The sequence below is a fragment of the Nostoc sp. 'Lobaria pulmonaria (5183) cyanobiont' genome, assembly GCF_002949795.1.
GTDB lineage: Bacteria > Cyanobacteriota > Cyanobacteriia > Cyanobacteriales > Nostocaceae > Nostoc.
The window spans coordinates 6092642-6116624 of record NZ_CP026692.1 but is presented as its reverse complement, the minus strand read 5'-3'; the positions used below and the strand labels follow the sequence as shown (position 1 = coordinate 6116624).

The following is a 23983-nucleotide window of genomic DNA, read 5'->3' as shown; positions in this document are numbered from 1 at the left end:
GCTATGGGGTGCAATGAGTGTAAAACAGATAAATAAATAGGTTATGATGTGCGTAGGCGTAGCCCGTCGTAGACATCGCATCCACCAATGGGAATTCTATACTTAGCAACTATTGCTACTTCACCATTAGAACTCTCAAGGTAAATATATAATGTCCTATCAAAATATTGCAGCTACCCTTTCGCCACAAGATATCCAAGAAATTAAAGCTGCGCTACAGACAGTCCAAAAAAAGCTGCCCTTTCTGATTACTCTCAGCACTGAAGAACGGCGTAAGTTAGTAAAAATGGGCGATAAAAGCCTAGCTTTTGTGAATAATAGCGTCACTGCTGCTCAGTCTAACCGCGAAATCCTTCCAGCCACTTTTGATATTGAAGAACTTGTTCAGGATTATCAATTAGCCGCAGCGCTGACCGAACTTTTAATCTCAATCCAGCAACTCAGCGAACAGGTAGATGATACCCTAATGGCTGTCGGTAGTGAAGCGATGACTAGCAGTTTGACAGTTTATGATTACGTGAAGACTGCATCGAAAAAGACTCCAGGTTTAAAGACTGTCGCTGAACAGTTAGGCGAACGTTTTAAGGCTATCAAAGGTAGACCGACTAAAGCTGCATCTGGTTCTTGAGTCTTTGATACTCATTAATGAGCCTTTGAACTCCATTAATGAGTCTTTGAACTCCATTAATGAGCCTTTGAACTCCATTAATGAGTCTTGGAACTCCATTAATGAGTCTTGGAACTCCATTAATGAGTCTTGGAACTCCATTAATAAGCCTTTGATACTCATTAATGAGCCTTTGATACTCATTAATGAGTCTTGGAACTCCATTAATGAGTCTTTGAACTCCATTAATGAGTCTCGATTAATTCTAGTAATTGTTGTTGTGGCAGTTGCAAATTTACTACTTGCTGGGTGCGGTTGATCAATTCCCTAGCGGTGCTCAGAAGCAATTATATATCTGTCGATGTTTACTGAAGATGGTAAACCTATAGAAAAGAATATTTGGATAATTGAAGAAGCGATTGCCCAAATTCAGCAACAGAATAATAATCAGGATTAGCTGTGTTGTTGGTAAATTTTACTGATTATCTGTGCGTAGACCGATAGCGGCTTGTCGTTAGACATCGCTCGGCATAGGTCAAGATAATCTTGATTAAGCTACCTATTCAGATTCTATTAGTCCAGTAATTTGGCTGACACTGGAGGTGCATGACTGCAACTATTAAAATTTGACGGAAATAATTTTAGTTTAAATAACTTTAGTTATTATCTGACTATATTCAGTCACAGCATCATATTGGTCAGCCATTCGCGCATATTTTGCTAATAAATCTAAATCTAAATCAGGCAATAAAGTACTTCTAGTAACTTTTATATAGCTGTCACCTTGCAAACAATAAACTGATAACAAACCATCTTCCCAAAACCAGACTTCAGGTACTCGCAAACGCTGATAAATTTCTAGCTTATTAATTCCGCCACTCGTGACAGTTATTTCCAAAATTAAATCAGGAATAGGTTTTTTTGCCCCTAAATTATAAGACTCATCCGGTTCCCGTCGCGTTTTGTCTGACTTTTTACCTATGGCTGCACTTCCCCGTCCATAAAACCGGATCTTTTTCGTCTGCATATAGACTTCCAGCAACATCGCCAGAGTTTTTTTACTGTCCTCGTGGTCGTCAGAAAGTGGGGACATAATTTCGAGAATATTATCTAAATAAGTTAATCGTGCGCTTGTCCCTGCAAGGGTGACATCAAGCTGTTCTAACTGTTCCCAACTGACATTGTACAGAAGAACATAGGAAGTCTCAGCAGTCGTAGGGTTTTCCAGGACAGGGGAAGACATAAGTTAAACCTAATTAGTGGCTTGTTTCTATCATAAAACTGAGATGCCATAGATCCAGATCATCTTAATTAATCTGCGATAATTCTCAAAACTACTCTTGAGGTGATTAGTAAAGTAGTTGATGGGAAGGCGAATCGCACTCAAAACTCTTAACTCCATTAATAAGCCTCTACAAGTTTCGTGGCTAGGGTAGCATAGCTTTACGCCGCTACAGCAATCAGCAATTATTTAACTGCTATGAGAATATCTACCTATTATGCCGCTCTAAGATTTTGTGTTGGCTATTCCCACACATCTATATAATAAGAAAACAGTCCCGATAAGCGATAACTATATTTTGAAACGTATACATACATACAGACAGCAAATCCTAAAATAAAATAAAGAAACCTGTTGTTTGCCTATCCAAATAATAAGATACTAATAGTAATAGGATATACAGAATATTGATTTGTAGCCTTATTAAATTCATGCTTGAGTGCATCTGAGTACAGCTTAATATATTGCAAAATATCTTGATTAAATCTTAGCAAAGGCTTACAGGTAAAGTTTCTTGTAGCGAGCACAGAAATTCTTAACCCCTACCCCAAAAATACTAGTACCCCCATCATTAAATACTAGCGCCCCTACCCCAAGATAAATTTTAAATTTATTTTAAGTAGGGGTTTCGGCGTTTGAGTACAACCTCAATCAATCCAATAAATCCAATCAGCATTGGGTTTTCTATCGAGTTGGAAGTTACCTGATATAAGCATAAAAATAGCAGATGACTCTTTTTACCAGATAGACATTACCGATGCAACAGTCTTTAGACAATATTAGCGACTCCCAGACTACCAAAACGCAGGATTCTGCCCATACATCCATGCTGAAAAATCTCCTCTCTGGCGTTTTTTTTGAGCCATTATTGAGTGATTTTCGCATTATCTTTGAGCGCGATCCAGCAGCACGGAATTGGCTAGAGGTGGTGTTTTGCTACCCTGGATTGCACGCGCTATGTTTGCATCGTCTTGCTCACTGGTTACATAGTCGAGGAGTCGGTTTTATCCCCCGCTTAATTTCTCACTTGGGGCGATTTTTGACCGGAATTGAAATTCACCCAGGTGCAGAGATTGGTCAGGGCGTGTTTATCGACCACGGAATGGGTGTTGTGATTGGCGAAACTGCGATCGTCGGCGACTATACACTGATTTATCAGGACGTCACCCTTGGCGGAACTGGTAAAGAAAGCGGTAAGCGTCATCCCACAGTCGGCAAAAATGCAGTAATTGGGGCGGGTGCGAAAGTTTTGGGTAATCTGCAAATTGGCGATCGCGTCCGTATTGGTGCAGGTTCGATTCTCTTGCAGAATGTCCCTAACGACTCCACAGTTGTGGGAGTTCCCGGTCGAATTATTTCTCGCAACGAAAGCGCCAGCCTTTCTCCTTTAGAACATGGAAAGCTACCCGATGTAGAAGCAACTGTGATTCGTTCTTTGCTCTCACGCATCGAGCAACTCGAAAAACAACTGCAAACTTTAGGCGTTAAGAGTCATTAGTCATTGGTCATTGGTCATTAGCAAAGGACAAAGGACAAATGACAACTGACAAATGACAAAGGACAACCGACAAAGGACAAATGACAAATGACAAATCACGTTTTGCAGATTCCTTTGAGCGATCGCTGGCGAATCTATCACCGCTTGCAAGAGTTAAAAATTAAGAGCTACTGTCCCCCCGATGGTTCTTTGCGAGTGCAAGTGAACAATTTAGTCGAAGTAATTCTGATTCGCAGTATAGTTATGCAATTTCTTGCTTCTCGTCACGAATTATTAGAGTGGCTAGAGCGTTGCTGGCATTATAGTGGTGAGTCATGATTATTTCAAAAAGACCTAATTCAGAGACGATTAATCTTGAATTCATGACGCAAGTACTGGACTTCATCCTTTTTGTTCATAGATGCACAAAGTTCAAATAGGTTTAGAGTTTGAAGCTACTGTCCGCTAGGAGAATTTGTTGCAGACTGAGATGGATTAGATGGGGTTTAGATTTTGTTAAGTCTACTAAATCTGAAACTTCCCTGACATATAGCAACAATTAAAAAGGTGAAGTTCCTAAATATAAATTGGAATTTCTGATTTTTAATCTTTTCCCAAATTAATAAATTGAAAGTTCGATTATGCCGACTCGGAACAGAGATATAAAACTCCTCAATTTTTTGCACAATGAACTTGAACTTTCAAATGCCGATATTGCTGTAGCTCTGCGACACCGTGAATCAGAAAATGGCCCACTACCGATGCTCCTCTGGCAGTATGGTTTCGTTGACTTGGAGCAGTTAGGAAAAATTTTTGATTGGCTAGCAGACCAAAGTTAGCAAATTTGTACCCCTTAGCTTTGAGTACCATTACCTGCCTAAATTACACCAAAATGCACTAGAAAAGATGAGGTTACGAAGATGATTACATCCTTAATTGCTGGATTATGTGTATTACTTTGTTCGGGATTTGCTAATAGTTATATTAGTTCATTGCTAATCGAAGACATTTCAAATGACATCGGTAAAAACGATTAGTAAATTATACATTGTTTTAGTTCCCTGTCATACAGATGTGATGCTACTAATGGGGCAATAATTAAGGATCATGTATCCTACATTATGAATTGTGATATTTTTAGCATTTACCATCACGAGGGATTGTAAAGGGAAAGGATATTAAGAATACTTCCAAGAGAGGGATATTTGCAATGAATCAAATCATAATTAATGACACTACATTACGTGATGGCGAACAAGCCGCAGGTGTTGCCTTTACTCTACAAGAAAAAGTAGCGATCGCTAAGTTTCTCGATGCCATTGGTATACCGGAATTAGAAGTGGGTATACCGGCAATGGGCGACGAAGAAACCCGTGCGATCGCCGCAATTTGTAACTTAGGTTTACAAGCAAAACTCTTGGGCTGGAACCGTGCTGTCATCTCAGATATCAAGGCTTCCATCGCCTGTGGTTTGAACCGGGTGCATATTGCCATTCCCGTCTCTGGTATCCAAATTGCCACTAAATTTCATGGTCAGTGGCGAGTAAGTTTGCAAAAACTCAAAGACTCAATCAACTTCGCCCTCGATCAAGGTCTTTGGGTAGCAGTTGGCGGAGAAGATTCTTCCAGGGCTGATGAAAACTTCCTCTTAGATGTAGCACTTTATGCCCAAGAATGGGGTGCATCCCGCTTCCGTTTCTGCGACACTGTAGGAGTTCTCGACCCCTTCACCACCTACACCAAAGTCCAAAGGCTGGTTTCCGCGTTGACGATTCCCCTAGAAATCCACACGCATAATGATTTTGGCATGGCAACTGCCAACGCCCTTGCAGGTATCAAAGCTGGAGCCTCATCAGTGAATACCACAGTCAACGGATTGGGTGAAAGGGCGGGAAATGCAGCATTAGAAGAAGTTGTCATGGCGATCAAACGCATCTACAACGTTGATTTGGGAATTGACACTCCCAGTTTGCTGGAACTGTCTCAACTAGTTGCAGCCGCATCAGGAGCCGATGTACCACCCTGGAAAGCGATCGTTGGCGAAAATACTTTTGCTCACGAATCTGGCATCCATGCTCACGGGGTATTGCAAAACCCGATCACCTACGAACCATTTGCACCCGAAGAAGTAGGTTGGGAACGGCGTTTAGTAGTAGGTAAACATTCTGGACGGCATTTGGTTGCTAACTTACTAGAACAGCATGGAATTTTCTTGAACTCCCAAGAAACCCAATCTGTTTTAGACGCAGTGCGCCATCAATCGGTACAGAAAAAACGTAGTTTGACGACAGAAGAACTATTGAATTTGGTCAGAGAACAGAGGTACTCTCATGCAACGCGATGAATTAGAACTAAACTTGCCACCTGCTTTTGAAATTGGTGAAAAAGTCAGAGTTCGGAAACTGCTAAAAAACGATGGTACTTTTCCTGGTAAGGAAGTCGGCCAAGTTTTGGTAAACAAGGGAGATATCGGCTACATAGCGAGTATAGGCACATATTTGCAGAGTTCCTATATATATGCTGTGCATTTCTTAGAAACAGGGTTCGTCGTCGGCTGTATGAAAAAAGAACTAGAATCTGTTGAGGAATCTCATGAAAGTAATGCTACGGATGAATGATGCCGGTACTTTAGTAGTTTACGTTGCTAAAAAAGACCTAGAAGAAGAAGTCGTCAAACAAACCGATGGAACTGATGGTAAGATTCTCACCCTAGCAAATGGTTGGGAATTAGAATTTCGTGATTTGCCAGATGCAGCAAATTTACCTCAAACGGTAGAAGCTAAACGCCTCGCGTAACAAGAATAGGGAGTGGGGAGTCAGGAAGAAATAATTAATTTCAATTCCCAATTCCCAATTCCCAATTCCCAATGCCCAATTCCCAATTCCCAATAACTTTTTATCAATCATGGGTAACAAGTATTTGACGTTATCAGAATTGAACCTTGAAGGACAGTTACTAGGTTTTGTTGGTGGTGAACCAGGAAAATATAAATATTTGCAATTGGCAGTTCCATCTGGAAATGTGGAAATCAAACTGCCTAAAGAGTTGCGCAGTTCTCTAAGTTCATCCTTAGTTCCCGGTCAGCGAGTTCGTGTTTGTGGTCATAGTAAGGTGGACTCGCGCACAAGTAAAATAAAAATTAAAGCCTATCGAGTGACACCAATTGATGCGTGTCCAAAGCAAGATTTACCACCTCAACCTAAAGCGAGGATTATGGTATGTCAAAAAGGCGGTTGCCTGAAACGTGGTGGTAAAGGTTTGTTATCAGAATTAGAAAAAACTTTGAGCGATCGCGGTTTGTTAGACAAAGTTAACATTGAACATACTAGTTGCCAAAAATGCTGTGGCAGCGCTCCCAACTGTGTTTTACAGCTTGGTAACAAGAAATACAAGAATATTCATCCTGAAGCGATCGCATCTTTGCTAGAAGGTCACTTAACAGAGCAATAAACTTCTCTAGCTATTCTTAAAATAATACATAAATTTGTAGGGGTAAAAATTTTACCCCTATTTTTTTTGTATCGTTTAGCACCCTTGTCAAACTGCGAGCGGCTAAGTTATAACTGCTGCAACGCTAGTAATATCGAATACAAACATAACTTATAAAACTTTTGTGTAGCCTTGTTCAAGCACGACTACAAGCTTAGTGTGTATAACTTTTTTAGATTACTTTAAATACTTAAAAATAAATGTCTTTGTTTACTAATTTACTCAACTTACATTCAGCAAGTAAACCGCGTGAAGATTTTTTTACTGAGATTGTTGCTTATTTTCTGTCCCTAAATAATGATATTTTAATTGGTTGGCTAAAACATCACTCAATCATTAGTGATGATAATTATTCCAGCATCAAGATTTCAACTCAACAAGAACACAAAGGACTTGAAAACCATACAGAGGATAGCAGACTTGATATTGAGGTTGAACTGTCAAATGGTTTTAGCACAGATGTAATATTTATTGAATCCAAAATTGGCGCGAATGATGGAAATAATTCTTTAAAAAAATATGCTGAAATTTTGAGTAATTTACCAAATATCAGACATCGAATTTTAATTTACATCACCCGTGATTATGACCCGAAAAAAGAAATTAAAACTCCAGCATTTAATCTAGAGCCAAAAGTAAGTTTTTATCAATTGAGGTGGCATCAATTTTATGCCCGATTACAACAATACGCAACTGATATCTTAGCCCAAGAAATATTAATGTTCATGAGGAGAAATGGAATGTCTACCACTAATCAATTTTCATCGCTTGACTTATTGACAATGGTGAATTTTAACAAAACTCTCAATCTTATGGAATCAACCCTCAGTGAAGAAGTACAGCACGAATTCAGGTTAGCTTTTGGAGGTGTTATCAGAGGTGCAGCAAGTAGGACTCAATGGAAATGGGACGAGAGATATATTATCTACACCCACTTTTCTCCCTCCACATGGGATTTATGGTGTGGTCTTGGATACTTCGGTTTAAATCCAAGTAATTTAACTGATTATCCATATTTAGGTATATTTTTGCAGGTTTCTTCTAGGTTTGGACAACGCCCAAAAATTATTGAATCTATGCAAAAAATAATTTACGATAAACCCAATCTATGGACTCCTAGTAATTTAAAAGTTTTGCCAGCATGGTCAGGTATATTTTATCGAAAAAGCTTACAAGACTTTTTATCTGAAGAAAACCACGTATCTGCTATTAAATTATTTTTCCAAGAGTCAATAAAGGAATTAAAAACGGTTCAGGAACAATATTTTGATTTTCCTTGGAAGGGTGTAAGTATAGAAACAGTTACAGAAACTGATAAAGAAGACCTAGACACCTTACCATCTTCCATCGCATAACTTTAATCAGCTATAGCTATATTAAGATAAAAGCAACTCTGCATTCTCGTAGTTGTTATGAGCCTTACCACTGCTAAACGCTTTACTATAGCTGAATATCACCGTCTAGCTGAACTCGGCTTCTTTGAGGAGAATGACCGAGTTGAGCTAATTAAGGGTGAAATAATCCAGATGGCAGCAAAAGGTACACCGCATTCTGTTTGCAGCACCCGCTTATATCGGGAATTATTCAAGCTGGTTGTAGAAGATGCGATTCTTCGAGGACAAGAACCAATTATTATACCTGATGACAGCGAACCAGAACCCGATATAGTCATTGTACGAAATCGTCCTGATGACTATTTAGAAGCTCATCCTAGCCCATCTGATGTATTGTTGGTAATTGAAATTTCTAATTCCACTTTGAAATATGACCAAGATGTAAAACTATCTGTTTATGCAGAAGCTGGTATTTCCGACTATTGGATATTTAATTTAGTAGATAACTACTTAGAATCTTACAGCGAGCCTTATAAAGATTTACAAGGTAGATTTGGTTATCGTCGTAAGTTAATTTTTCTACAAAATGAATCAGTTAGTCTGCCATATTTTCCTGATTTATTTCTGGATTTATCTAAAGTATTTCCAGGTTAATGTATGAGATTGGTGAATTACTCGATTGATGGTTTGTCGGATAAAAAGTTAAAATGGTCAAAAAGATTAAAGACGCCATTAATGGCGTCTTTAATCTTTACATTATTTGTTTCTAGATTTATCTAAAGTGTTTTTTTAACTACTTACACTGTTACCATTGTCTTTGTTTGGGATGAAATTTTTTCAAGCTTTGAGTGATAGAGATGCATCCAAGATACAGTTCTGAACCATTTACCACGACCTTTTCTGTAAGGCTCTAACATCTCATACTGAAACTTATGTTTGCTAGAAAATGATATATCTACATCTACCAATTTTGCTTGATTACTTAAAGCATAGTTGTAGCTTTTTGAATCTTCGACTTCAGGTAGCAAATGTGCTACTCCGAATAGTTGTCCCAAAGAAGACGTTTTCAGGAAAGCTTGCCTTTGGGCGTGAGTCATAACAACTTTTGACCCGGCTTTTATTGTATTACTGGCCATATAACTTTGGCACTCCTCTTAAGCTTTCTTGTTGATCACAGAAGGATGCGGCTGCTTTCCGCAAGAATCTAAAAGCATATCCATCTTCTCCCGGAGCGATTGTGACAGCCCCCAGATACTCCATCTGCACCTTATTACTATAATAGGACACAGCCGTATTTAGAGCAACCAGGACAACTAGCGGTTCATCTGTTTCTGTTTGACACAACTCCAATCCAACCTTGGTTGCATACCAAATTAACCATTTGCCGATTGGTTCCATGAAGCGTTCAGCCCCCTCTCCTCGACTTGTAGGGTGAGCTTCTATCTGTTCTATCTCTAAAAACTTTGGAGAGCCAGGATAGGGATAAAGACCATATCGCACTAATCCCCAGACTTTACCCTTATAAACAAGTTTGACGATGTTTTGACATTCAAAATCGGTATTTTGCCACAAATTCAACCAGTTAAAAGACCAATTAGTAGGCATATCATTTTTTTTAGCTGAAGAAAGCATAGCAATTTCCTCGACTGCCGATTTAATGCGGACTTTTACCTTATAAGATCCAATGGTAGTCAATTAAGTTGTATAAACTTTTAGTAGCAATGTTTCAGATTGATAGATTATAAAGAACTACCTAGTCAGATGGCAATTAACAGTTCAAGATAATTTATAGACTGCAATGATGAGGGAGAGAAAGAGCCTCATCATCCCAATCCAATCAATCCTTCCAACGCGTGTTGTAAATTATTCGTCACATCAGCAATAGCTTGTCTAGCACCCAAACGATTTTCCTTATATGCTGGGTAATGCTCAGAAATAGATATGGGTTCACCCACAGTAATTTTTACTTTTTGTTTACCCAATTGCGGACGCTGCACAGTTTTATTACCTTTGATTTTAGCAATCATTTGCCATAAAATTAAAGTTGTCTCAGCAAACCTTTCTACTGTTGGGTTTTCACGAATATAATTACCAGAAATAGCGACAAAACTTTCTACTAAACGCATGTGCCACATCCGTGCATTCGCTTCTTCTGCAATGCGATCGCCTAAAGCTTTTTCTACAGCAGATACCCCTTTTACATCCTTAAAATCTTCTCTAAATATATAATTCCACCCAGCTTGTTCTACTCGCCGACATCGGTCACTCAAAGTACCTTTTGACTGCAAATCAAAATACTGTTCTGATATTAGTAGCGCCGCATTCAACAACGCTTGTAAACGAACAGCTAATGCTTCATTTCTATTTTCGATTTCTTTTCCTACTGTTTTGGCATCTGTAAGCTTTAGATGATAAAAGCGCGTGTAAAATTTTTCCATCAGCGAAAGTAAATGTTCAGCCAAAGTCAACAAGCAGGGATAAAGCGATTCTATAGAAGCATTTTCTGCTGCATTCACAGGTAAACCACTAGCCGCTTCCAACTCATTTAAAAGGTTAGCGATCGCATCCCAAGGAGCATCAACGTAACTATATTTAATCCCAACTGGTACAATTAGAACCTGTTGGTCGCTTCCAGCTTTTTGCAAATCTTCAGCACACCAAAAGCCTAATTGGGCAATACCAGGTTCTAGGGGGCTAATATTCTCTGATAAACCATTGGTAGCACCTTCTGGCGCAGCCGCCATCGGGAATTTCCCATTAGCAAACAACTCACGCGCCGAACGTAACCCCGTCCAGTCAGCCTTACCTCGCTGAATCGGAGTCCCACCTAAATGAGAAGCAATCCAGCCAACATGGGAACCTGCCCACAGAGGAATGCCGCGATCGTAGATAAAATGAGCGTGAATGGGAAGTTGTAGTGTTATATTTTGCGATCGCGCTACTTTTGGCACGAGTTGAGACAGCAAGTAACCCAAACAAAACGGATCGTCTGTTTTCGGATGGCGAAATGCCAGCATAAAACGGATCTTACCGTCTTGAAACTGGCGATAGAGATCCACCAGAACCTCTACGTTGTCTGCTTCAATTTGGGTAATAGGTGTTTGCCATTTTATCCAACTGGGTAGCAACAGATGGACACCTCGTAGCAATAAAGGGTTAAACGCCGGAGGAATAAATTCTAAGGGTGCTTGTGCTTGATAAATTACATCTGCCAAAGTAGCTTCTCCTAAAGATGCCCTGATTCTAATCGCCTGATAGTTATTTCTTTTAAGATATCCTAACGGCTGTAATATGCCCTGAGTAATGAAGTCGAAGTAAAACCTCCCTATTGCGCTGTGCTTGGCACATTACTCGGCTTAGAAAACTAGGATACCTTCTTAGTCCGCCTACGTAGATTTTTTAATGAAGCAGACTGACGCAGACTTATAAAGTATTTTCTGCTGCAATGAAAAGTGTTAGCAGATAGTGGAGGTTTAATAGGACTTACAAATCTTAATAACAAGAAAGACTTAAGCTAAATCCCGGCAATACATCTTCACCCGATAATTGTGTGGGTAGATTTCGCACTTCCGTATCTTGTTTTTGGCGATAAATTTCTACTTGCTGATGTTGGGGGTTAATTAACCATGTCAATTGCACCCCTGCATCTATATATTCTTGCATTTTGGAACGTAACATTTCCAAATCATCTGTTGCTGACCTTAATTCAATGACAAAATCGGGTGCAATCGAGGGAAATTTGCGTCTTTGTTCAGGTGTAAGTCCTTGCCAACGTTCTCGTTGAATTCAAGCGGCATCTGGGGAACGATCAGCACCATTGGGTAATTTGAATATAGTAGAAGAACTGAAGGTAAATCCGAGACAAGTTTGCCGATTCCAGATTCCCAGATCAATAATTAAATCTGCTTCTCGATTGCTGCTTTCACCTCCAACGGGAGACATGATGACTAATTCTCCCTTAGCAGTGCGTTCAAATTTCAATTCGCGGTTATTTTGACATAAGTGATAAAATTGTTCGTCACTCAGGTGAACGGCGTCTAGTTTTAATGTCAAAGGACTCATAACCTAGACCTAGATTAAATAGTTGCAAAGATTATATCATGCCATATCTTAATGGCTGTAAGATGCCGATCGCACACCACGCAAGTTAAAAAACTAAGATGCCTTCTTAGTCCGCACAGGCAAAGAGAGTTTGTGTAGCCAAGCCAGTGCGTTGGTGAGCCAGCGCCGTGGTGTTAGCGCAGCGTTAGCGACGTAGGAGGGTCGGCAGTCCGGTCTTCTCCCAAAGGGAGAGGCTAGCGCCAAGGGGGTTTCCCCCAGGAGGAACTGCCGAAAGGGTTTCCCGACTTGAGACGACTGGCGTCCGGCTGTGTCGACTTGAAGCATCTGGTGCGCGATTTCTAATCGCTAGGTGGTTTATAAACAAATTAGAGATTCTGGAAAGGGATTAAACGATGCGACTTTCACAAATGTTATTTGTTACACTGCGTGACGATCCGGCTGATGCTGAGATTCCCAGCCATAAATTATTACTCCGTGCAGGTTACATTCATCGCATCGGTAGTGGTATCTATGCTTATCTCCCGTTAATGTGGCGGGTACTGCAAAAAGTTTCCCAGATTGTGCGAGAAGAAATGAACGCTACAGGCGCACAAGAATGTCTTCTACCACAATTACAACCTGCTGATTTGTGGAAGGAATCGGGACGCTGGGACACTTACACCAAAGCTGAGGGGATTATGTTTTCCCTGATTGACCGCCGTGAGCAACAATTAGGATTAGGCCCAACTCATGAGGAAGTAATCACAGCGATCGCTCGTGATATGATTCGCTCGTATCGCCAATTACCACTGCATCTCTACCAAATTCAAACTAAATTCCGTGATGAAATTCGTCCCCGCTTTGGTTTAATGCGCGGACGGGAATTTATCATGAAGGACGGCTACTCTTGCCACGCCGATGAAGCCAGCCTCAAAGAAACTTACCAGGATATGTATAAAGCCTACAGCAATATCCTACGGCGTTCTGGTTTAGCTTTTCGGGCAGTAGAGGCTGATTCGGGTGCAATTGGTGGTTCTGGTTCCACAGAATTTATGATTTTGGCAGAAGCTGGCGAAGATGAAGTTCTCTACACTGAGGATGGTAAATACGCCGCTAACGTAGAAAAGGCTGTTTCTTTACCAATTGACGCCGAAACCTCACGGTTTACAACCTATGAAAAACGGGATACACCTGGAACAGAAACCATTGAAAAGGTCTGTAAACTTCTCAACTCTTCTCCTACTCAATTAGTGAAAAACGTCCTTTATCAGACAGTTTATGATAATGGTTTAACGGTGTTAGTTCTGGTAAGCATCCGAGGCGATCAGGAAGTTAATGAAGTCAAATTGCAAAATGAATTGACCAAATTAGCTTCTGAATATGGTGCTAAAACTATTATTAGTTTGGATGTACCAAATATAGAAGCCCAGCAAGCATGGACAGCTAAATCTTTACCTTTAGGTTACATTGCGCCAGACATCGCAGATGAGTATATTACCGCCAACAAGCAGATCCATCCCAAGTTTTTGCGCTTGGTAGATCAAACAGCCGTTGATTTAAAAAACTTTGTTACAGGTGCGAATGAAGCTGGCTATCACGTCGTTGGTGCTAATTGGGGTGAGCAATTTACATTGCCTACAGTAGTAGATATACGTAAGTCAAGACCAGGCGATCGCGCCATCCATAACCAAGAACAAACCTTACAAAGCGCCCGTGGAATTGAAGCAGGTCACATCTTCCAATTAGGTACTAAATATTCCCAAGCAATGGGAGCAACTTATACCAATGAACAGGGTGAAGAAAAGCCGCTATTTATGGGTTGTTTTGGCGTAGGTGTATCACGACTAGCGCAAGCTGCTGTAGAGCAATCTTACGATAAAGATGGGATTATTTGGCCAGTTGCGATCGCACCCTATCACGCGATCATCACAATTCCTAACATTAAGGATGCTCAACAAATCGAAATCGCCCAAAAACTTTACACAGAACTCAATCAAGCAGGAATTGAAACCCTACTAGATGACCGCGATGAACGTGCTGGAGTGAAATTTAAAGATGCTGACTTGATTGGCATACCTTATAGAATTGTAACCGGGCGGGCGATCGCTAATGGCAAAGTTGAAATTGTAGAAAGAGCCACCCGTAAATCTCAAGAAATAGTCATTGATGAAGTGACAACAACACTTAAACAGTGGATTACCGAAGCAATAGGGCATAGGGCATAGGGCATGGGGCATGGGGCATGGGGCATGGAGAAGAGATAAGGTAGATAAGGAAGAGGAGGGAGAAGGGAGAGACTTGTCCAATAATTCTCCCTTCTCCCCAACTCCTAACTCCTAACTCTTAACTTTTCGCACCCATTCCCCATAATTTACATAATCTGGTAGGTGACGGATTAAAAGTAAAAATTCTAGAATTAAATTAGGAACTTGCAGAATTAAAAGCCATCAAGTCTCCTCTAAATTGTGGGAAACTCTCTACTTATAAGTATCGTCTTTAACCAGGCTGCTCCTCACATAACTACCATATCAGCCCTCAGTTAGGAAGGTTTTGAACATGAAAGACCAACAAGGATCTAATCGTATTTCTTCAGGCGTAATTGCAGCCGTGTCAGCAGCGGTTGTAGCGGTGGGTGGCGGTGTAGCTTGGTTTACCACACAATCTGGCAATACTCCTACACCATCAAACCCCTCTGCGCGCATCGATCAACCAGCACAGCCATCAACTAGGCAGCCAGCTAATGAGCAAACCCCTAATGTTTATTGGCTAAGATCAAAAGACAAAAATATTGCTTTGGTTCCCCAACCTGTTAAAGTCGCTTCTATTCGACCCAACCAGCCTTTAGAAGCAGCTTTCCAAAGTTTGTTAGCAGGCCCAACAGAAGGGACAGATTCAACAACTATCCCTAAAGAAACTAAGCTATTGGGACTGAAGGCGGAAAATAACGAGGTTCACGTTAATTTATCTGAAGATTTTACCAGTGGTGGTGGTAGCACCTCAATGATGGGCCGCGTCGGACAAGTTGTTTATACTGCGACAAGTTTAAATCCCAAAGCCAAGGTGTACATTGACGTGAACGGCAAACCGTTGGATGTTTTAGGCGGCGAGGGTCTAGAGTTACAACAACCCCTAACTCGCGAACAGTTTCAGAAAGATTATCCGCTTTAGTCATTGGTCATTAGTCATTAGTCATTAGTTTTGGACAAATGACAAATGACAACTGACCTAACGTTTGCTATTTAACACGCGAAAATTACGGGCTTGCTGCTCTAACCTTGTGGCGAGGCGATCGCAAACCCGATTACACAAATCAAAAATCATTTGATCTTCCACCCGGTAATAGGCGCAAGTTCCTTCACTGCGGCGGCTAAGAATACCTGCTTGCCACATTACCTTCAGGTGTTTTGATACATTTGCCTGAGAAGTCTGTGTTGCCTCTACCAACTCTTGCACGCATTTTTCTTCATCCCGTAATAAGTGTAGCAGCCGTAGGCGCATTGGCTCACTTAACAAGCTGAAGTATTCAGCTACTTGTTGCACCACTTCTGGTGGTAAAGGCAACGTTTGTTTCATCAGGGTTAACCCGCAAGGACAGAAAATTTTAACAATGACTCACTTCATATATACATTAATACTTAATCAGGGTTAATTCGCATCAAAGGTTGACCATATTCTACAGCGTCGCCATTTTCGAGAAGAATTTCCATCACCTGTCCAGAGACTTCGGCTTCGATTTCATTCATCAGCTTCATGGCTTCAATGATACAGACTGTTTGACCCTTGCGGACGCGATCGCCCACTTCCACAAATGCTGCTTCCCCAGGCGCAGGAGCGCGATAAAATGTTCCTACCATTGGGGAAGGCACTTCTACTAATCTTTGGTCAATGGTTGAGGCAGGATTTACTGACAACTGCATTTGTGTGCTAGTTCCAGTATTCTCAAATACACGAGATGTGGATACCTCCGTTACCTGACTTCCGCTCATCTGGTTTCCCCCAGATGAACCCGATGTCAAGCCTGAACCTACCACACCGCCTAAAGTCCCTTGACCTACCGACAACATCTGATTGTTAACGCTCACAGCCTTACGGACTGTTAGCTCAAAATCATCGCTTTTGAGCGTGACTTCTGCAATATCTGTTTGTGCGATAGTTGCCAGAAGTTGGCGGATTTCATTAAAGTCCAATGGCACAGTTTTTATTACCTCGACCTATCCGTAAATGAGCATCTTAAGTGTGGCAGGGAATTAATCCCTATGTAGGGATTTCAATCGGGAGCAAGCATCTCCATAGAGATGAAAGTTATTCCCTGCTGATATATTTATCTTCCTGAGTATCAACTTTGATACGTTCTCCTTGGGAAATAAATAAAGGAACCATCACAACTGCACCAGTTTCCAGAGTTGCTGGTTTTGAGCCACCTGTGGCAGTGTCACCTTTTAAACCTGGATCTGTTTGTACAATTTCCAGAACCACAGACTTAGGTAACTCTACTCCCAGTACCTGTTCGCCCCACCGAATCACTTCGGCTTCCATACCTTCTTTGAGGTACTTGACGCGATCGCCAATTTGTTGGCGAGTCAATCTGCCTTCTTCGTAGGTTTCCATATCCATAAAGACAAACTCATCGCCTTCTTTATAGGTATGCTGCATCGTACTTTTTTCTAGAGTGGCTTGCGGCACTGTTTCCCCTGCGCGGAACGTTTTTTCCATAACGCTCCCACTCTGGACATTTTTTAGCTTAGTTCGTACAAAGGCGGAACCTTTGCCTGGTTTGACGTGCAAGAATTCAAGCACTCGCCATACAGACCCATCCAATACAATTGAAACACCGGGTCGAAAGTCGTTACTGGAGATCATGAAACTTTCAAATTTTGGAAGACAATCGGCATTTATTGTACCCTTCTAGGGTCGTCATTGGGCATTTGTCATTAGTTTAGTGTCATTGTCATTAGTCATTTTTCCTCAGCCCTAGACCTCTGCTCCACTCATCACCTAACGTGGGAAGATTATTTATGGGTTACGTCCAGTCAACAATTCACTGCTGCATTTGAGTTATCCCATGCTTAACTTATTAAAATCCTGGCTGAAGAAGAGCCTAATGGCAATACTGCTGATAACAATATTTTTAGGCATAACTACAGCTGGGTGGACTCCCTCCAGTAGCGCCGCACTCCCAGCCGGCAATGCAATTACCGACGGAAAGGCTTTGTTACGGTATGCACTCCCGATAGATAACAAACCTGTGCGGCAACTACAAGGCAGCTTAGAGGACATCTCTGCCCAACTGCGGGCGAATCGGCGTTGGGGTGCTATTTCCAAAGACATCAGCCAAGCATCCCGCATTCTCGATAAACCTTCCCAAATCTTAACAAGCGTTCCCGCAGAACGCCAACCCCAAGCTGAAGCTTGGATTACTGAGTTGAAATCTGGGGTGGGTAAATTGGAAGAATTGGCGAACAGCAAAGATAAAGAACAAATTCTGCAAGAGAGAAGTAAACTACTAAATCTCGTTACTGGGCTAGAAGATTCAATGGTGAAACAATTTCCCTTTGAAGTTCCTGTTGAATACAGTAACCTGCCACAACTTAAAGGTCGTGCCACTATAGAAATTAAAACCAACAAAGGCGATTTAGCTCTTGTGGTAGACGGTTATAGCGCCCCTGTAACTGCTGGTAATTTTGTAGATTTGGTACAGAGGGGTTTTTATAATGGCTTAGAATTTACCCGTTCTGAAGAATCTTACTTTCTCCAAACTGGAGATCCTGCTGGGAAAGATGTGGGTTTTATTGACCCAACAACGGGCAAATATCGCGCTATTCCCTTAGAAGTCTTAGTTAAAGGCGATAAAGTACCCACTTATGGCATTACTTTAGAAGAAGCTGGACGTTACGTTGATATGCCAGTTCTACCTTTTTCTGCCTTTGGTGCAGTAGTGATGGCTCGTCCTGAAAGTGAAGTAAATGGTGGTTCATCACAATTTTTCTTCTTTTTGTTTGAACCAGAACTCACCCCCGCCGGACGCAACCTATTGGATGGTCGTTATGCCGTTTTTGGCTATCTCACCGAAGGGAGAGAAGTTTTGGATAAACTAAAGGCTGGTGACAAAATTGAATCGGCAGCTGTGGTTCAGGGAATAGAAAATCTGGTTCAGCCGCAAGCTGCATAAAAAGGAGCAGGGGAAGAATAATTCCTGTACAGACGCGATTAATCGCGTCTCCCCTGATTCAAATTTCCGGCGGTGAATATCTGATCAACTGCGATCGCTAATTCTGGAAAAGTCCGTGATCCAATTTCTTGAGTTGTTGTAAAAACTGTTTCTTCGTACAATCCATCTTCCAGTAGTAACACGGAAACTTTTGTTTGCAGTGGGTCTACAATCCAATATTCAGGAACCTCTAACGCCGCATATTCTGATCGCTTATAGCGATAGTCCCGTTTCACAGACTCTGGACTAACCACCTCAACAATTAATAACGGGGGTGACTCAAATACTGCTGAAGCATTCAACAATTCTCTAGCTTGCTCCAGTGTCACTACACACAGATCGGTCAACCTAGATTTATTTCTACCCGTTCTCACCCCACTTTCCCGAAAACACAGCCAAGTATAGTTACAACGTTTGATTTCTGCTTTCAAAGCAGTATCCAAAAAATCGACAATCAGGAAATGTTCAATAGTAGGTGGATTCATTAGCTCTAGCTTGCCATCCACCAGCTCATAATGGAAATCGCTACCATCATCATAGGTTAAGTACTCCTCAAATGTGATGCTGGTTACTGGTGTTGTTACCATTCCAACTGACTCCTAGACGATACCCTTATCTTAAAGAGTAAAGTAAATCATCAGTTTTCTTCGTAATTTTGCAACACGGAAAACCGATTGTGAACAGTGAGTTATCTTCTCAACAAGTAAAAGACATTGGCGAACAAGGTCTTTTAGAAAGATTACAGCGCTTCTGCCCACCAGAAATTATCGGCGATGATGCCGCAGTACTTGAGACTGCACCAGGGCAATTTTTGGTAGTGACTACAGATGTGCTGGTTGATGGCATACATTTTAGCAACCTCACCACTTCTCCAGAAGATGCTGGTTGGCGAGCAGTGACTGCCAATTTATCAGATTTAGCAGCAATGGGCGCTTCGCCATTGGGAATCACTGTCGGCTTGGGACTACCCGGTGAACTTAGGGTGAGTTGGGTAGAACGCTTGTACCAGGGAATGACGGAATGCCTGCAAAAATACAATACCCCAATTGTTGGGGGTGATGTGGTGCGATCGCCTGTTACTACTTTGGCAATTACTGCTTTTGGTCAAGTTAACCCTAGTCAAATTATCCGTCGTTCTGCTGCTGCGATTGGGGATGCGATCGTCGTTACAGGCGTTCATGGAGCCTCTCACGCGGGCTTAGAACTGCTTTTGCATCCCGAATTAGGAGAAAATCTTAACAACGAAGAAAAGACGGCTCTAATCCGCGCACACCAACGCCCACAGCCACGATTAGATGTCTTAGCAATCCTCTGGAAAATCTTAACTCCTAACTTCCAACTTTCCATTGCTGGTATGGATAGCAGCGATGGTTTAGCAGATGCGATTATTCAAATTTGCCGCACGAGTGGCGTTGGCGCTGTTTTAGAACGCAGACAAATTCCCCTACCAAAAACTTTTAACCATTGGCTGACACCAGACCAAGCGCTAGCTTATGCTCTATATGGTGGCGAAGACTTTGAATTAGTGCTGTGTTTACCACAAGAGTTAGCATCAACCTTAGTGCAACACCTTGGAGAAGGTGCTGCGATCGCAGGCAGGATTACAGCCGGATCGACAGTAATATTGCACGACGAGCAAAAAAAATTCCCTGACCAAGTTCTGAGTCTTGACCAGGGATTTCAACATTTTGGACAATAGTCCTACCCTGCGGGTACTCCGTTGGAGAACTCGTAGAGTAGCCGCTAGAGCGTCTATGTGATTTTTCTAATGACTAATGACTAATGACCAATGACTAATGACAAATTATTGCCACTTTTCAGCTACCAATTCTGCCAGATCCAAGACTCGTTGGCTGTAACCCCACTCGTTGTCATACCACGCCATAACTTTTACTAGGTCATTGCCCATAACCAAAGTCAAGCTAGAATCAACAATCGAAGAAGCATCACTACCTTGATAATCGGAAGATACTAGTTCTAGTTGGCTGTAGTCCAAAATCCCTTTGAGTGGGCCTTCGGCAGCATCTTTGAGAGCTTGGTTAACTTCTTCAGTAATAGTACGCTTCTCAACCTGAACTACGAAATCTACCATTGAGACGTTCGGGGTTGGTACGCGCAAGGCAACGCCATTTAGCTTGCCTTTGAGGTCTGGGATAACCAGCGCCACTGCTTTTGCTGCGCCAGTAGAGGTGGGTACAATGTTTATCGCTGCGGCCCTCGCCCGTCGCAAATCCCGGTGAGAAGCGTCTAGCAAGCGCTGATCGCCTGTATAGCTGTGGGTGGTGGTCATCGTACCTTTGATGATGCCGAACTTATCGTTCAACACCTTGGCGATTGGTGCCAAGCAATTGGTAGTACAGCTAGCATTACTGATAATGTGGTGTTTGTTGTGGTCATAGTCATGATGATTCACACCAACCACAAAAGTACCATCCTCGTTTTTACCAGGAGCGGTAATCAGAACTTTCTTGGCTCCGGCATTTACGTGCCTGAGCGCTCCTTCTTTGCTAGTAAATACCCCGGTTGCTTCGATAATTAGGTCAATTCCCCAATCTTTCCAGGGCAAGTTTTCTGGGTTGCGATCGGATACGCATTTAATGGTCTTACCGTTAACGATGATAGAGTTATCATCGGCACTAATCTCAGCACCCTTGATCTTCCCTAACATTGAGTCATACTTCAGCAGGTGAGCATTGGTTCTAGGGTCTGAAGTGTCATTAATAGCGACAAGATCGATTCGACTATTCTCTCTACCCACCCAGCAACGCGCAAAGTTACGTCCAATCCGCCCGAAACCGTTGATTGCAACTCTAATCACAGTGTCTTGCCCTCTGTATTTATGCTTATATGTTGATATCGTTGACCCCAATCATATCGCAAAGGGGGGGGGCACTTTTAACCATAAAGTGTTAGATCAATAAAAAAACACATAATTTATTCAGATTTGTAAGAGTAGAGATTGTTGTTAGTGATATATGATCTGACCGATTCCGGGACTAAATAACGAATTGACTGGCGTTCGCGGCAAAATTTGCGAATTAGACTTGACGAAACTCCTACTAAAGGTATATTTAAGAGTTGCCAGTGAATGTTACGTGACTGCTCTCTAAGTTGTTGCTCCACTTGCTTGCAGATTAATTTACTTTGAGTTATAGTCTCACCACCTAGCTGTCGGGGTGCGATTAGCCAATCACACATTTGTGCTAATTCGTGTCCTCGGTACCAACCGGGTAAGGTTTGGAAAGTATCCAAGCCCACAATCCAGTACCAGTGAGTATTTGGGTAACAAGCAGATAAGTCAATCAGGGTGTTAATGGCATAAGAAGTCCCAGAGCGATTTGTCTCCACTAGTGAGACAGTAAACGCTGGGTTATCTTTTATGGATAATTGCAACATTTGCACGCGATGCTCAAACAAAGCTGCTTCTTTGTGAGGAGGATTTAGGGATGGCACCCAAATTACCTTTTCAAGGGATACTTGATGCAAAGCTGTCTCGGCTACAAGCAGGTGTCCCCAATGAATTGGATTGAATGTGCCACCAAAAATTGCTAGTTGCTGCATCCAGATAAGCCTGGGTTTTATGCAATTGAAAAATAGTTTCATTACCAATGTACTATTGTACTCAATTCACGCCTAGACTTGATGCAATTTCAAATTAGTTTCACTAAACAATGTATTATGTAGCCAATTCCAGTAAGGTAGCCAAAAATATGTATTTGACATTACAAGAATTTCTTTCCCGATGCAGCCAAAATTTTCAGAATAATCTTAAGAACAGTTCAGAAATAGCAAAAACCTTCAACCAAGGTAAAATCATTCTGAACCAGGAAAGCCAGAGCAGAAACATCATTTGGGCATCAAACATGAACATGATACAGGAGTAGTTACGGTAAAAATCAAATTCCTGTTATGATACGCGTGTCATTTGTGATTATGGTGTGGTGTGGTGTAAGAGGAGCAATAAATGACTAATTCTGTAGATTTTAGTGGTAGACCATTTCATTTCATTGGCATCGGTGGCATAGGTATGTCTGCTCTGGCATACGTTCTCACAAAGCGTCAATTTCCAGTATCAGGTTCGGATCTTCGTCCTAACCACATTACGCACAAGTTGGAATCTATCGGCGCTCATATTTTTGGTAAACAAGAGGCAAGCAATCTCGAATTCTTTCACCCTCAGGTATTAGCTAATCCAGTAGTATTAAATTCACAAGAACAATTACCTGCTGATACTAAGTCAAAATTGCCTCAAGTCATTTGTTCAACAGCAATTAACACTAATAATTTAGAATACAAAGCAGCTCTGGAATTAGGTTGTCCAGTTTTACATCGTTCAGATGTACTAGCAGCTTTAATTGCCGATTACTACAGTATTGCAGTGGCAGGAACACACGGCAAAACTACAACCAGTAGCATGATTGGCTATATGCTTCTGGAAGCAGGTCTAGACCCAACGATTTTAGTCGGTGGCGAAGTCAATGCTTGGGAAGGTAATGCTCGATTGGGACAAAGCCAATATTTGGTAGCCGAAGCAGATGAATCAGATGGTTCTTTAGTAAAACACGCTCCCGAAATTGGCATCATTACCAATATTGAACTAGATCATCCTGACCATTACGATACATTAGAAGAAGTCATTGACATCTTCCAGACATTTGCTAAGGGTTGTAAAACGTTAATAGGTAGTATTGACTGTGCTACGGTGCGCGATCGCTTGCAACCCACAATTACCTACAGCTTATACTCAGATACCGACGCCGATTACACCGTCACCAATATTGATTATCGCGCTGATGGTACCACGGCTTTGGTTTGGGAAAGAGGCAAAGCTTTGGGCGTGTTGACGTTGCGGTTGCTCAGTCGGCATAATCTCAGCAATGCCCTAGCGGCAGTAGCTGTTGGTCGCGCTTTGGGCTTAGAATTTGGAGCAATTGCCAAAGGTATCGCCACCTTTGAAGGAGCAAGACGACGCTTTGAGTTTCGAGGTGAAGTCAATGGCATTACCTTCATTGATGACTATGCTCACCACCCTAGCGAGATTCGCGTTACTCTCGCCGCAGCACGTTTACAGGCAAGACCAGGGCAAAGAGTGGTTGCCATCTTCCAACCTCATCGCTATAGCCGTACACTGACCTTTTTAGAAGAATTTGCCGAGTCCTTTACCCATGCTGATTTGGTTGTACTGACTGATATTTACAGTGCAGGTGAACCTAATTTAGGGCAAATTAGTGGTGAACGTCTAACGGCGGAAATTGCTAAACAGCATTCGCAGGTAGTTTATCAATCAACTTTACCCGCAGTGTATGAGTACTTGCTACAAACACTACGCCCAGGAGACTTGGCGCTGTTTTTGGGAGCTGGAAATTTGAACCAGGTGATTCCTGAAATAATTACGACACTTTGTGAGCCGGCTAAAGCCACATCCTAAGTGGAGACTTTGCGAAGTTTTATTTCCGAGCAAAGTGCCTCTCTGGCAACGGTTTCATCTGTGAATTCTGTTACCGTATCTTTGCGGTAAATTAATGTAAAAATTTTACCAAAACA

Annotated in this window: 26 protein-coding genes and 1 pseudogene; 15 read left to right on the top strand and 12 right to left on the bottom strand. The window is 41.7% G+C overall.

Annotation, left to right across the window (positions count from 1 at the left end; translation table 11 throughout):
• Window positions 1-151: 151 nt before the first annotated feature.
• A complete protein-coding gene (locus NLP_RS27125; RefSeq protein WP_104909034.1) occupies window positions 152-628 on the top strand; it encodes a hypothetical protein in 477 nt (158 codons plus the stop codon).
• Window positions 629-1253: 625 nt separating this feature from the next.
• Here NLP_RS27125 and NLP_RS27110 read toward each other — a convergent pair.
• Window positions 1254-1850, bottom strand: coding sequence for a Uma2 family endonuclease (locus NLP_RS27110; RefSeq protein WP_104909033.1), 597 nt, complete (start codon window positions 1848-1850; stop codon window positions 1254-1256).
• Window positions 1851-2646: 796 nt separating this feature from the next.
• Here NLP_RS27110 and cysE point away from each other — a divergent pair.
• The 9 genes from cysE to NLP_RS27065 all read left to right on the top strand — a co-directional run bounded on the left by cysE (window position 2647) and on the right by NLP_RS27065 (window position 8844).
• Window positions 2647-3387: a serine O-acetyltransferase gene (gene cysE, locus NLP_RS27105; RefSeq protein WP_104909032.1), complete on the top strand. Its 741-nt coding sequence runs from the start codon at window positions 2647-2649 to the stop codon at window positions 3385-3387.
• A gap of 87 nt (window positions 3388-3474) precedes the next feature.
• Window positions 3475-3705 (top strand): Asr1405/Asl0597 family protein, encoded by a 231-nt coding sequence (locus tag NLP_RS27100; RefSeq protein ID WP_104909031.1) that lies wholly within the window; start codon window positions 3475-3477, stop codon window positions 3703-3705.
• Window positions 3706-4007: 302 nt separating this feature from the next.
• Window positions 4008-4205 (top strand): DUF2949 domain-containing protein, encoded by a 198-nt coding sequence (locus NLP_RS27095; RefSeq protein ID WP_104909030.1) that lies wholly within the window; start codon window positions 4008-4010, stop codon window positions 4203-4205.
• Window positions 4206-4576: 371 nt separating this feature from the next.
• On the top strand, window positions 4577-5710 hold the full coding sequence (gene nifV, locus NLP_RS27090) for a homocitrate synthase (RefSeq protein WP_104909029.1): 1134 nt from the start codon (window positions 4577-4579) through the stop codon (window positions 5708-5710).
• Entirely contained in the window at window positions 5697-5984 is a 288-nt protein-coding gene (locus tag NLP_RS27085; protein ID WP_104909028.1) for a nitrogen fixation protein NifZ, read from the top strand. The genes nifV and NLP_RS27085 overlap by 14 nt, the downstream gene beginning before the upstream one ends.
• Complete coding sequence (gene nifT, locus NLP_RS27080; RefSeq protein ID WP_104909027.1) at window positions 5959-6162, top strand: putative nitrogen fixation protein NifT; 204 nt, start codon at window positions 5959-5961, stop codon at window positions 6160-6162. Before NLP_RS27085 ends, nifT begins: the two co-directional genes overlap by 26 nt.
• Before the next feature lie 109 nt (window positions 6163-6271).
• Entirely contained in the window at window positions 6272-6817 is a 546-nt protein-coding gene (locus NLP_RS27075; protein ID WP_104909026.1) for a (2Fe-2S) ferredoxin domain-containing protein, read from the top strand.
• 239 nt (window positions 6818-7056) lie between these two features.
• Window positions 7057-8211, top strand: coding sequence for a PD-(D/E)XK nuclease family protein (locus tag NLP_RS27070; RefSeq protein WP_104909025.1), 1155 nt, complete (start codon window positions 7057-7059; stop codon window positions 8209-8211).
• Window positions 8212-8268: 57 nt separating this feature from the next.
• On the top strand, window positions 8269-8844 hold the full coding sequence (locus NLP_RS27065; protein ID WP_104909024.1) for a Uma2 family endonuclease: 576 nt from the start codon (window positions 8269-8271) through the stop codon (window positions 8842-8844).
• A gap of 143 nt (window positions 8845-8987) precedes the next feature.
• On the opposite strand, the gene NLP_RS27060 is transcribed toward NLP_RS27065, so the two are convergent.
• The 5 genes and pseudogenes from NLP_RS27060 to NLP_RS33660 form a co-directional block, all read right to left on the bottom strand.
• The gene (locus tag NLP_RS27060; RefSeq protein ID WP_234017082.1) at window positions 8988-9287 is read right to left on the bottom strand and encodes a protochlorophyllide oxidoreductase; all 300 of its coding nucleotides are present in this window, start codon (window positions 9285-9287) and stop codon (window positions 8988-8990) included.
• A 28-nt stretch (window positions 9288-9315) separates the two neighbouring features.
• The gene (locus NLP_RS27055) at window positions 9316-9885 is read right to left on the bottom strand and encodes a hypothetical protein (RefSeq protein WP_104909022.1); all 570 of its coding nucleotides are present in this window, start codon (window positions 9883-9885) and stop codon (window positions 9316-9318) included.
• A gap of 128 nt (window positions 9886-10013) precedes the next feature.
• Window positions 10014-11405, bottom strand: coding sequence for a glycerol acyltransferase (locus NLP_RS27050; protein WP_104909021.1), 1392 nt, complete (start codon window positions 11403-11405; stop codon window positions 10014-10016).
• 277 nt (window positions 11406-11682) lie between these two features.
• Window positions 11683-12252, bottom strand: a pseudogene (locus NLP_RS27045) (Uma2 family endonuclease).
• A gap of 93 nt (window positions 12253-12345) precedes the next feature.
• Window positions 12346-12576, bottom strand: coding sequence for a hypothetical protein (locus NLP_RS33660; RefSeq protein ID WP_158680549.1), 231 nt, complete (start codon window positions 12574-12576; stop codon window positions 12346-12348).
• Window positions 12577-12644: 68 nt separating this feature from the next.
• Here NLP_RS33660 and NLP_RS27040 point away from each other — a divergent pair, with 68 nt between their 5' ends.
• Window positions 12645-14456 carry a proline--tRNA ligase gene (locus NLP_RS27040; RefSeq protein ID WP_104909020.1) on the top strand — a complete coding sequence of 604 codons (1812 nt, stop codon included), beginning with the start codon at window positions 12645-12647 and terminating at the stop codon, window positions 14454-14456.
• Between the two features lie 331 nt (window positions 14457-14787).
• Window positions 14788-15399, top strand: a complete 612-nt coding sequence (locus NLP_RS27035; RefSeq protein WP_104909019.1) for a GerMN domain-containing protein — start codon at window positions 14788-14790, stop codon at window positions 15397-15399.
• A 57-nt stretch (window positions 15400-15456) separates the two neighbouring features.
• Here NLP_RS27035 and NLP_RS27030 read toward each other — a convergent pair whose 3' ends face one another.
• From NLP_RS27030 to efp, 3 genes are all read right to left on the bottom strand, one after another.
• Window positions 15457-15804: an ArsR/SmtB family transcription factor gene (locus tag NLP_RS27030; RefSeq protein WP_104909018.1), complete on the bottom strand. Its 348-nt coding sequence runs from the start codon at window positions 15802-15804 to the stop codon at window positions 15457-15459.
• 62 nt (window positions 15805-15866) lie between these two features.
• Window positions 15867-16424 (bottom strand): acetyl-CoA carboxylase biotin carboxyl carrier protein, encoded by a 558-nt coding sequence (gene accB / locus NLP_RS27025; RefSeq protein ID WP_104909017.1) that lies wholly within the window; start codon window positions 16422-16424, stop codon window positions 15867-15869.
• A 109-nt stretch (window positions 16425-16533) separates the two neighbouring features.
• A complete protein-coding gene (gene efp, locus NLP_RS27020; protein WP_104909016.1) occupies window positions 16534-17091 on the bottom strand; it encodes an elongation factor P in 558 nt (185 codons plus the stop codon).
• Window positions 17092-17293: 202 nt separating this feature from the next.
• Between efp and NLP_RS27015 the strand changes: the two genes are divergently transcribed.
• On the top strand, window positions 17294-18400 hold the full coding sequence (locus NLP_RS27015) for a peptidylprolyl isomerase (RefSeq protein ID WP_104909015.1): 1107 nt from the start codon (window positions 17294-17296) through the stop codon (window positions 18398-18400).
• A 38-nt stretch (window positions 18401-18438) separates the two neighbouring features.
• Here NLP_RS27015 and NLP_RS27010 read toward each other — a convergent pair whose 3' ends face one another.
• Window positions 18439-19026: a Uma2 family endonuclease gene (locus NLP_RS27010; RefSeq protein WP_104909014.1), complete on the bottom strand. Its 588-nt coding sequence runs from the start codon at window positions 19024-19026 to the stop codon at window positions 18439-18441.
• Window positions 19027-19115: 89 nt separating this feature from the next.
• Here NLP_RS27010 and thiL point away from each other — a divergent pair, with 89 nt between their 5' ends.
• Window positions 19116-20138 (top strand): thiamine-phosphate kinase, encoded by a 1023-nt coding sequence (gene thiL, locus NLP_RS27005; RefSeq protein ID WP_104909013.1) that lies wholly within the window; start codon window positions 19116-19118, stop codon window positions 20136-20138.
• Window positions 20139-20243: 105 nt separating this feature from the next.
• Here the strand turns inward: thiL and NLP_RS27000 are convergent, their stop codons facing one another.
• Together NLP_RS27000 and nadD are read right to left on the bottom strand one after the other, a co-directional pair.
• Window positions 20244-21257 (bottom strand): type I glyceraldehyde-3-phosphate dehydrogenase, encoded by a 1014-nt coding sequence (locus NLP_RS27000; protein ID WP_104909012.1) that lies wholly within the window; start codon window positions 21255-21257, stop codon window positions 20244-20246.
• Between the two features lie 116 nt (window positions 21258-21373).
• Window positions 21374-22000: a nicotinate (nicotinamide) nucleotide adenylyltransferase gene (gene nadD / locus NLP_RS26995; RefSeq protein ID WP_104909011.1), complete on the bottom strand. Its 627-nt coding sequence runs from the start codon at window positions 21998-22000 to the stop codon at window positions 21374-21376.
• 403 nt (window positions 22001-22403) lie between these two features.
• On the opposite strand from nadD, the gene murC reads away from it, so the two are divergent.
• On the top strand, window positions 22404-23867 hold the full coding sequence (gene murC, locus NLP_RS26985) for a UDP-N-acetylmuramate--L-alanine ligase (RefSeq protein ID WP_104909009.1): 1464 nt from the start codon (window positions 22404-22406) through the stop codon (window positions 23865-23867).
• Window positions 23868-23983 lie beyond the last annotated feature (116 nt).

Coding starts and splice junctions, on each gene's coding strand:
- NLP_RS27125 (WP_104909034.1), top strand. CDS start 152: ATGTCCTATCAAAATATTGCAGCTACCCTTTCGCCACAAGATATCCAA.
- NLP_RS27110 (WP_104909033.1), bottom strand. CDS start 1,850: ATGTCTTCCCCTGTCCTGGAAAACCCTACGACTGCTGAGACTTCCTAT.
- cysE (WP_104909032.1), top strand. CDS start 2,647: ATGCAACAGTCTTTAGACAATATTAGCGACTCCCAGACTACCAAAACG.
- NLP_RS27100 (WP_104909031.1), top strand. CDS start 3,475: ATGACAAATCACGTTTTGCAGATTCCTTTGAGCGATCGCTGGCGAATC.
- NLP_RS27095 (WP_104909030.1), top strand. CDS start 4,008: ATGCCGACTCGGAACAGAGATATAAAACTCCTCAATTTTTTGCACAAT.
- nifV (WP_104909029.1), top strand. CDS start 4,577: ATGAATCAAATCATAATTAATGACACTACATTACGTGATGGCGAACAA.
- NLP_RS27085 (WP_104909028.1), top strand. CDS start 5,697: ATGCAACGCGATGAATTAGAACTAAACTTGCCACCTGCTTTTGAAATT.
- nifT (WP_104909027.1), top strand. CDS start 5,959: ATGAAAGTAATGCTACGGATGAATGATGCCGGTACTTTAGTAGTTTAC.
- NLP_RS27075 (WP_104909026.1), top strand. CDS start 6,272: ATGGGTAACAAGTATTTGACGTTATCAGAATTGAACCTTGAAGGACAG.
- NLP_RS27070 (WP_104909025.1), top strand. CDS start 7,057: ATGTCTTTGTTTACTAATTTACTCAACTTACATTCAGCAAGTAAACCG.
- NLP_RS27065 (WP_104909024.1), top strand. CDS start 8,269: ATGAGCCTTACCACTGCTAAACGCTTTACTATAGCTGAATATCACCGT.
- NLP_RS27060 (WP_234017082.1), bottom strand. CDS start 9,287: ATGACTCACGCCCAAAGGCAAGCTTTCCTGAAAACGTCTTCTTTGGGA.
- NLP_RS33660 (WP_158680549.1), bottom strand. CDS start 12,576: ATGCTTCAAGTCGACACAGCCGGACGCCAGTCGTCTCAAGTCGGGAAA.
- NLP_RS27040 (WP_104909020.1), top strand. CDS start 12,645: ATGCGACTTTCACAAATGTTATTTGTTACACTGCGTGACGATCCGGCT.
- NLP_RS27035 (WP_104909019.1), top strand. CDS start 14,788: ATGAAAGACCAACAAGGATCTAATCGTATTTCTTCAGGCGTAATTGCA.
- NLP_RS27030 (WP_104909018.1), bottom strand. CDS start 15,804: ATGAAACAAACGTTGCCTTTACCACCAGAAGTGGTGCAACAAGTAGCT.
- efp (WP_104909016.1), bottom strand. CDS start 17,091: ATGATCTCCAGTAACGACTTTCGACCCGGTGTTTCAATTGTATTGGAT.
- NLP_RS27015 (WP_104909015.1), top strand. CDS start 17,294: ATGCTTAACTTATTAAAATCCTGGCTGAAGAAGAGCCTAATGGCAATA.
- NLP_RS27010 (WP_104909014.1), bottom strand. CDS start 19,026: ATGGTAACAACACCAGTAACCAGCATCACATTTGAGGAGTACTTAACC.
- nadD (WP_104909011.1), bottom strand. CDS start 22,000: ATGCAGCAACTAGCAATTTTTGGTGGCACATTCAATCCAATTCATTGG.
- murC (WP_104909009.1), top strand. CDS start 22,404: ATGACTAATTCTGTAGATTTTAGTGGTAGACCATTTCATTTCATTGGC.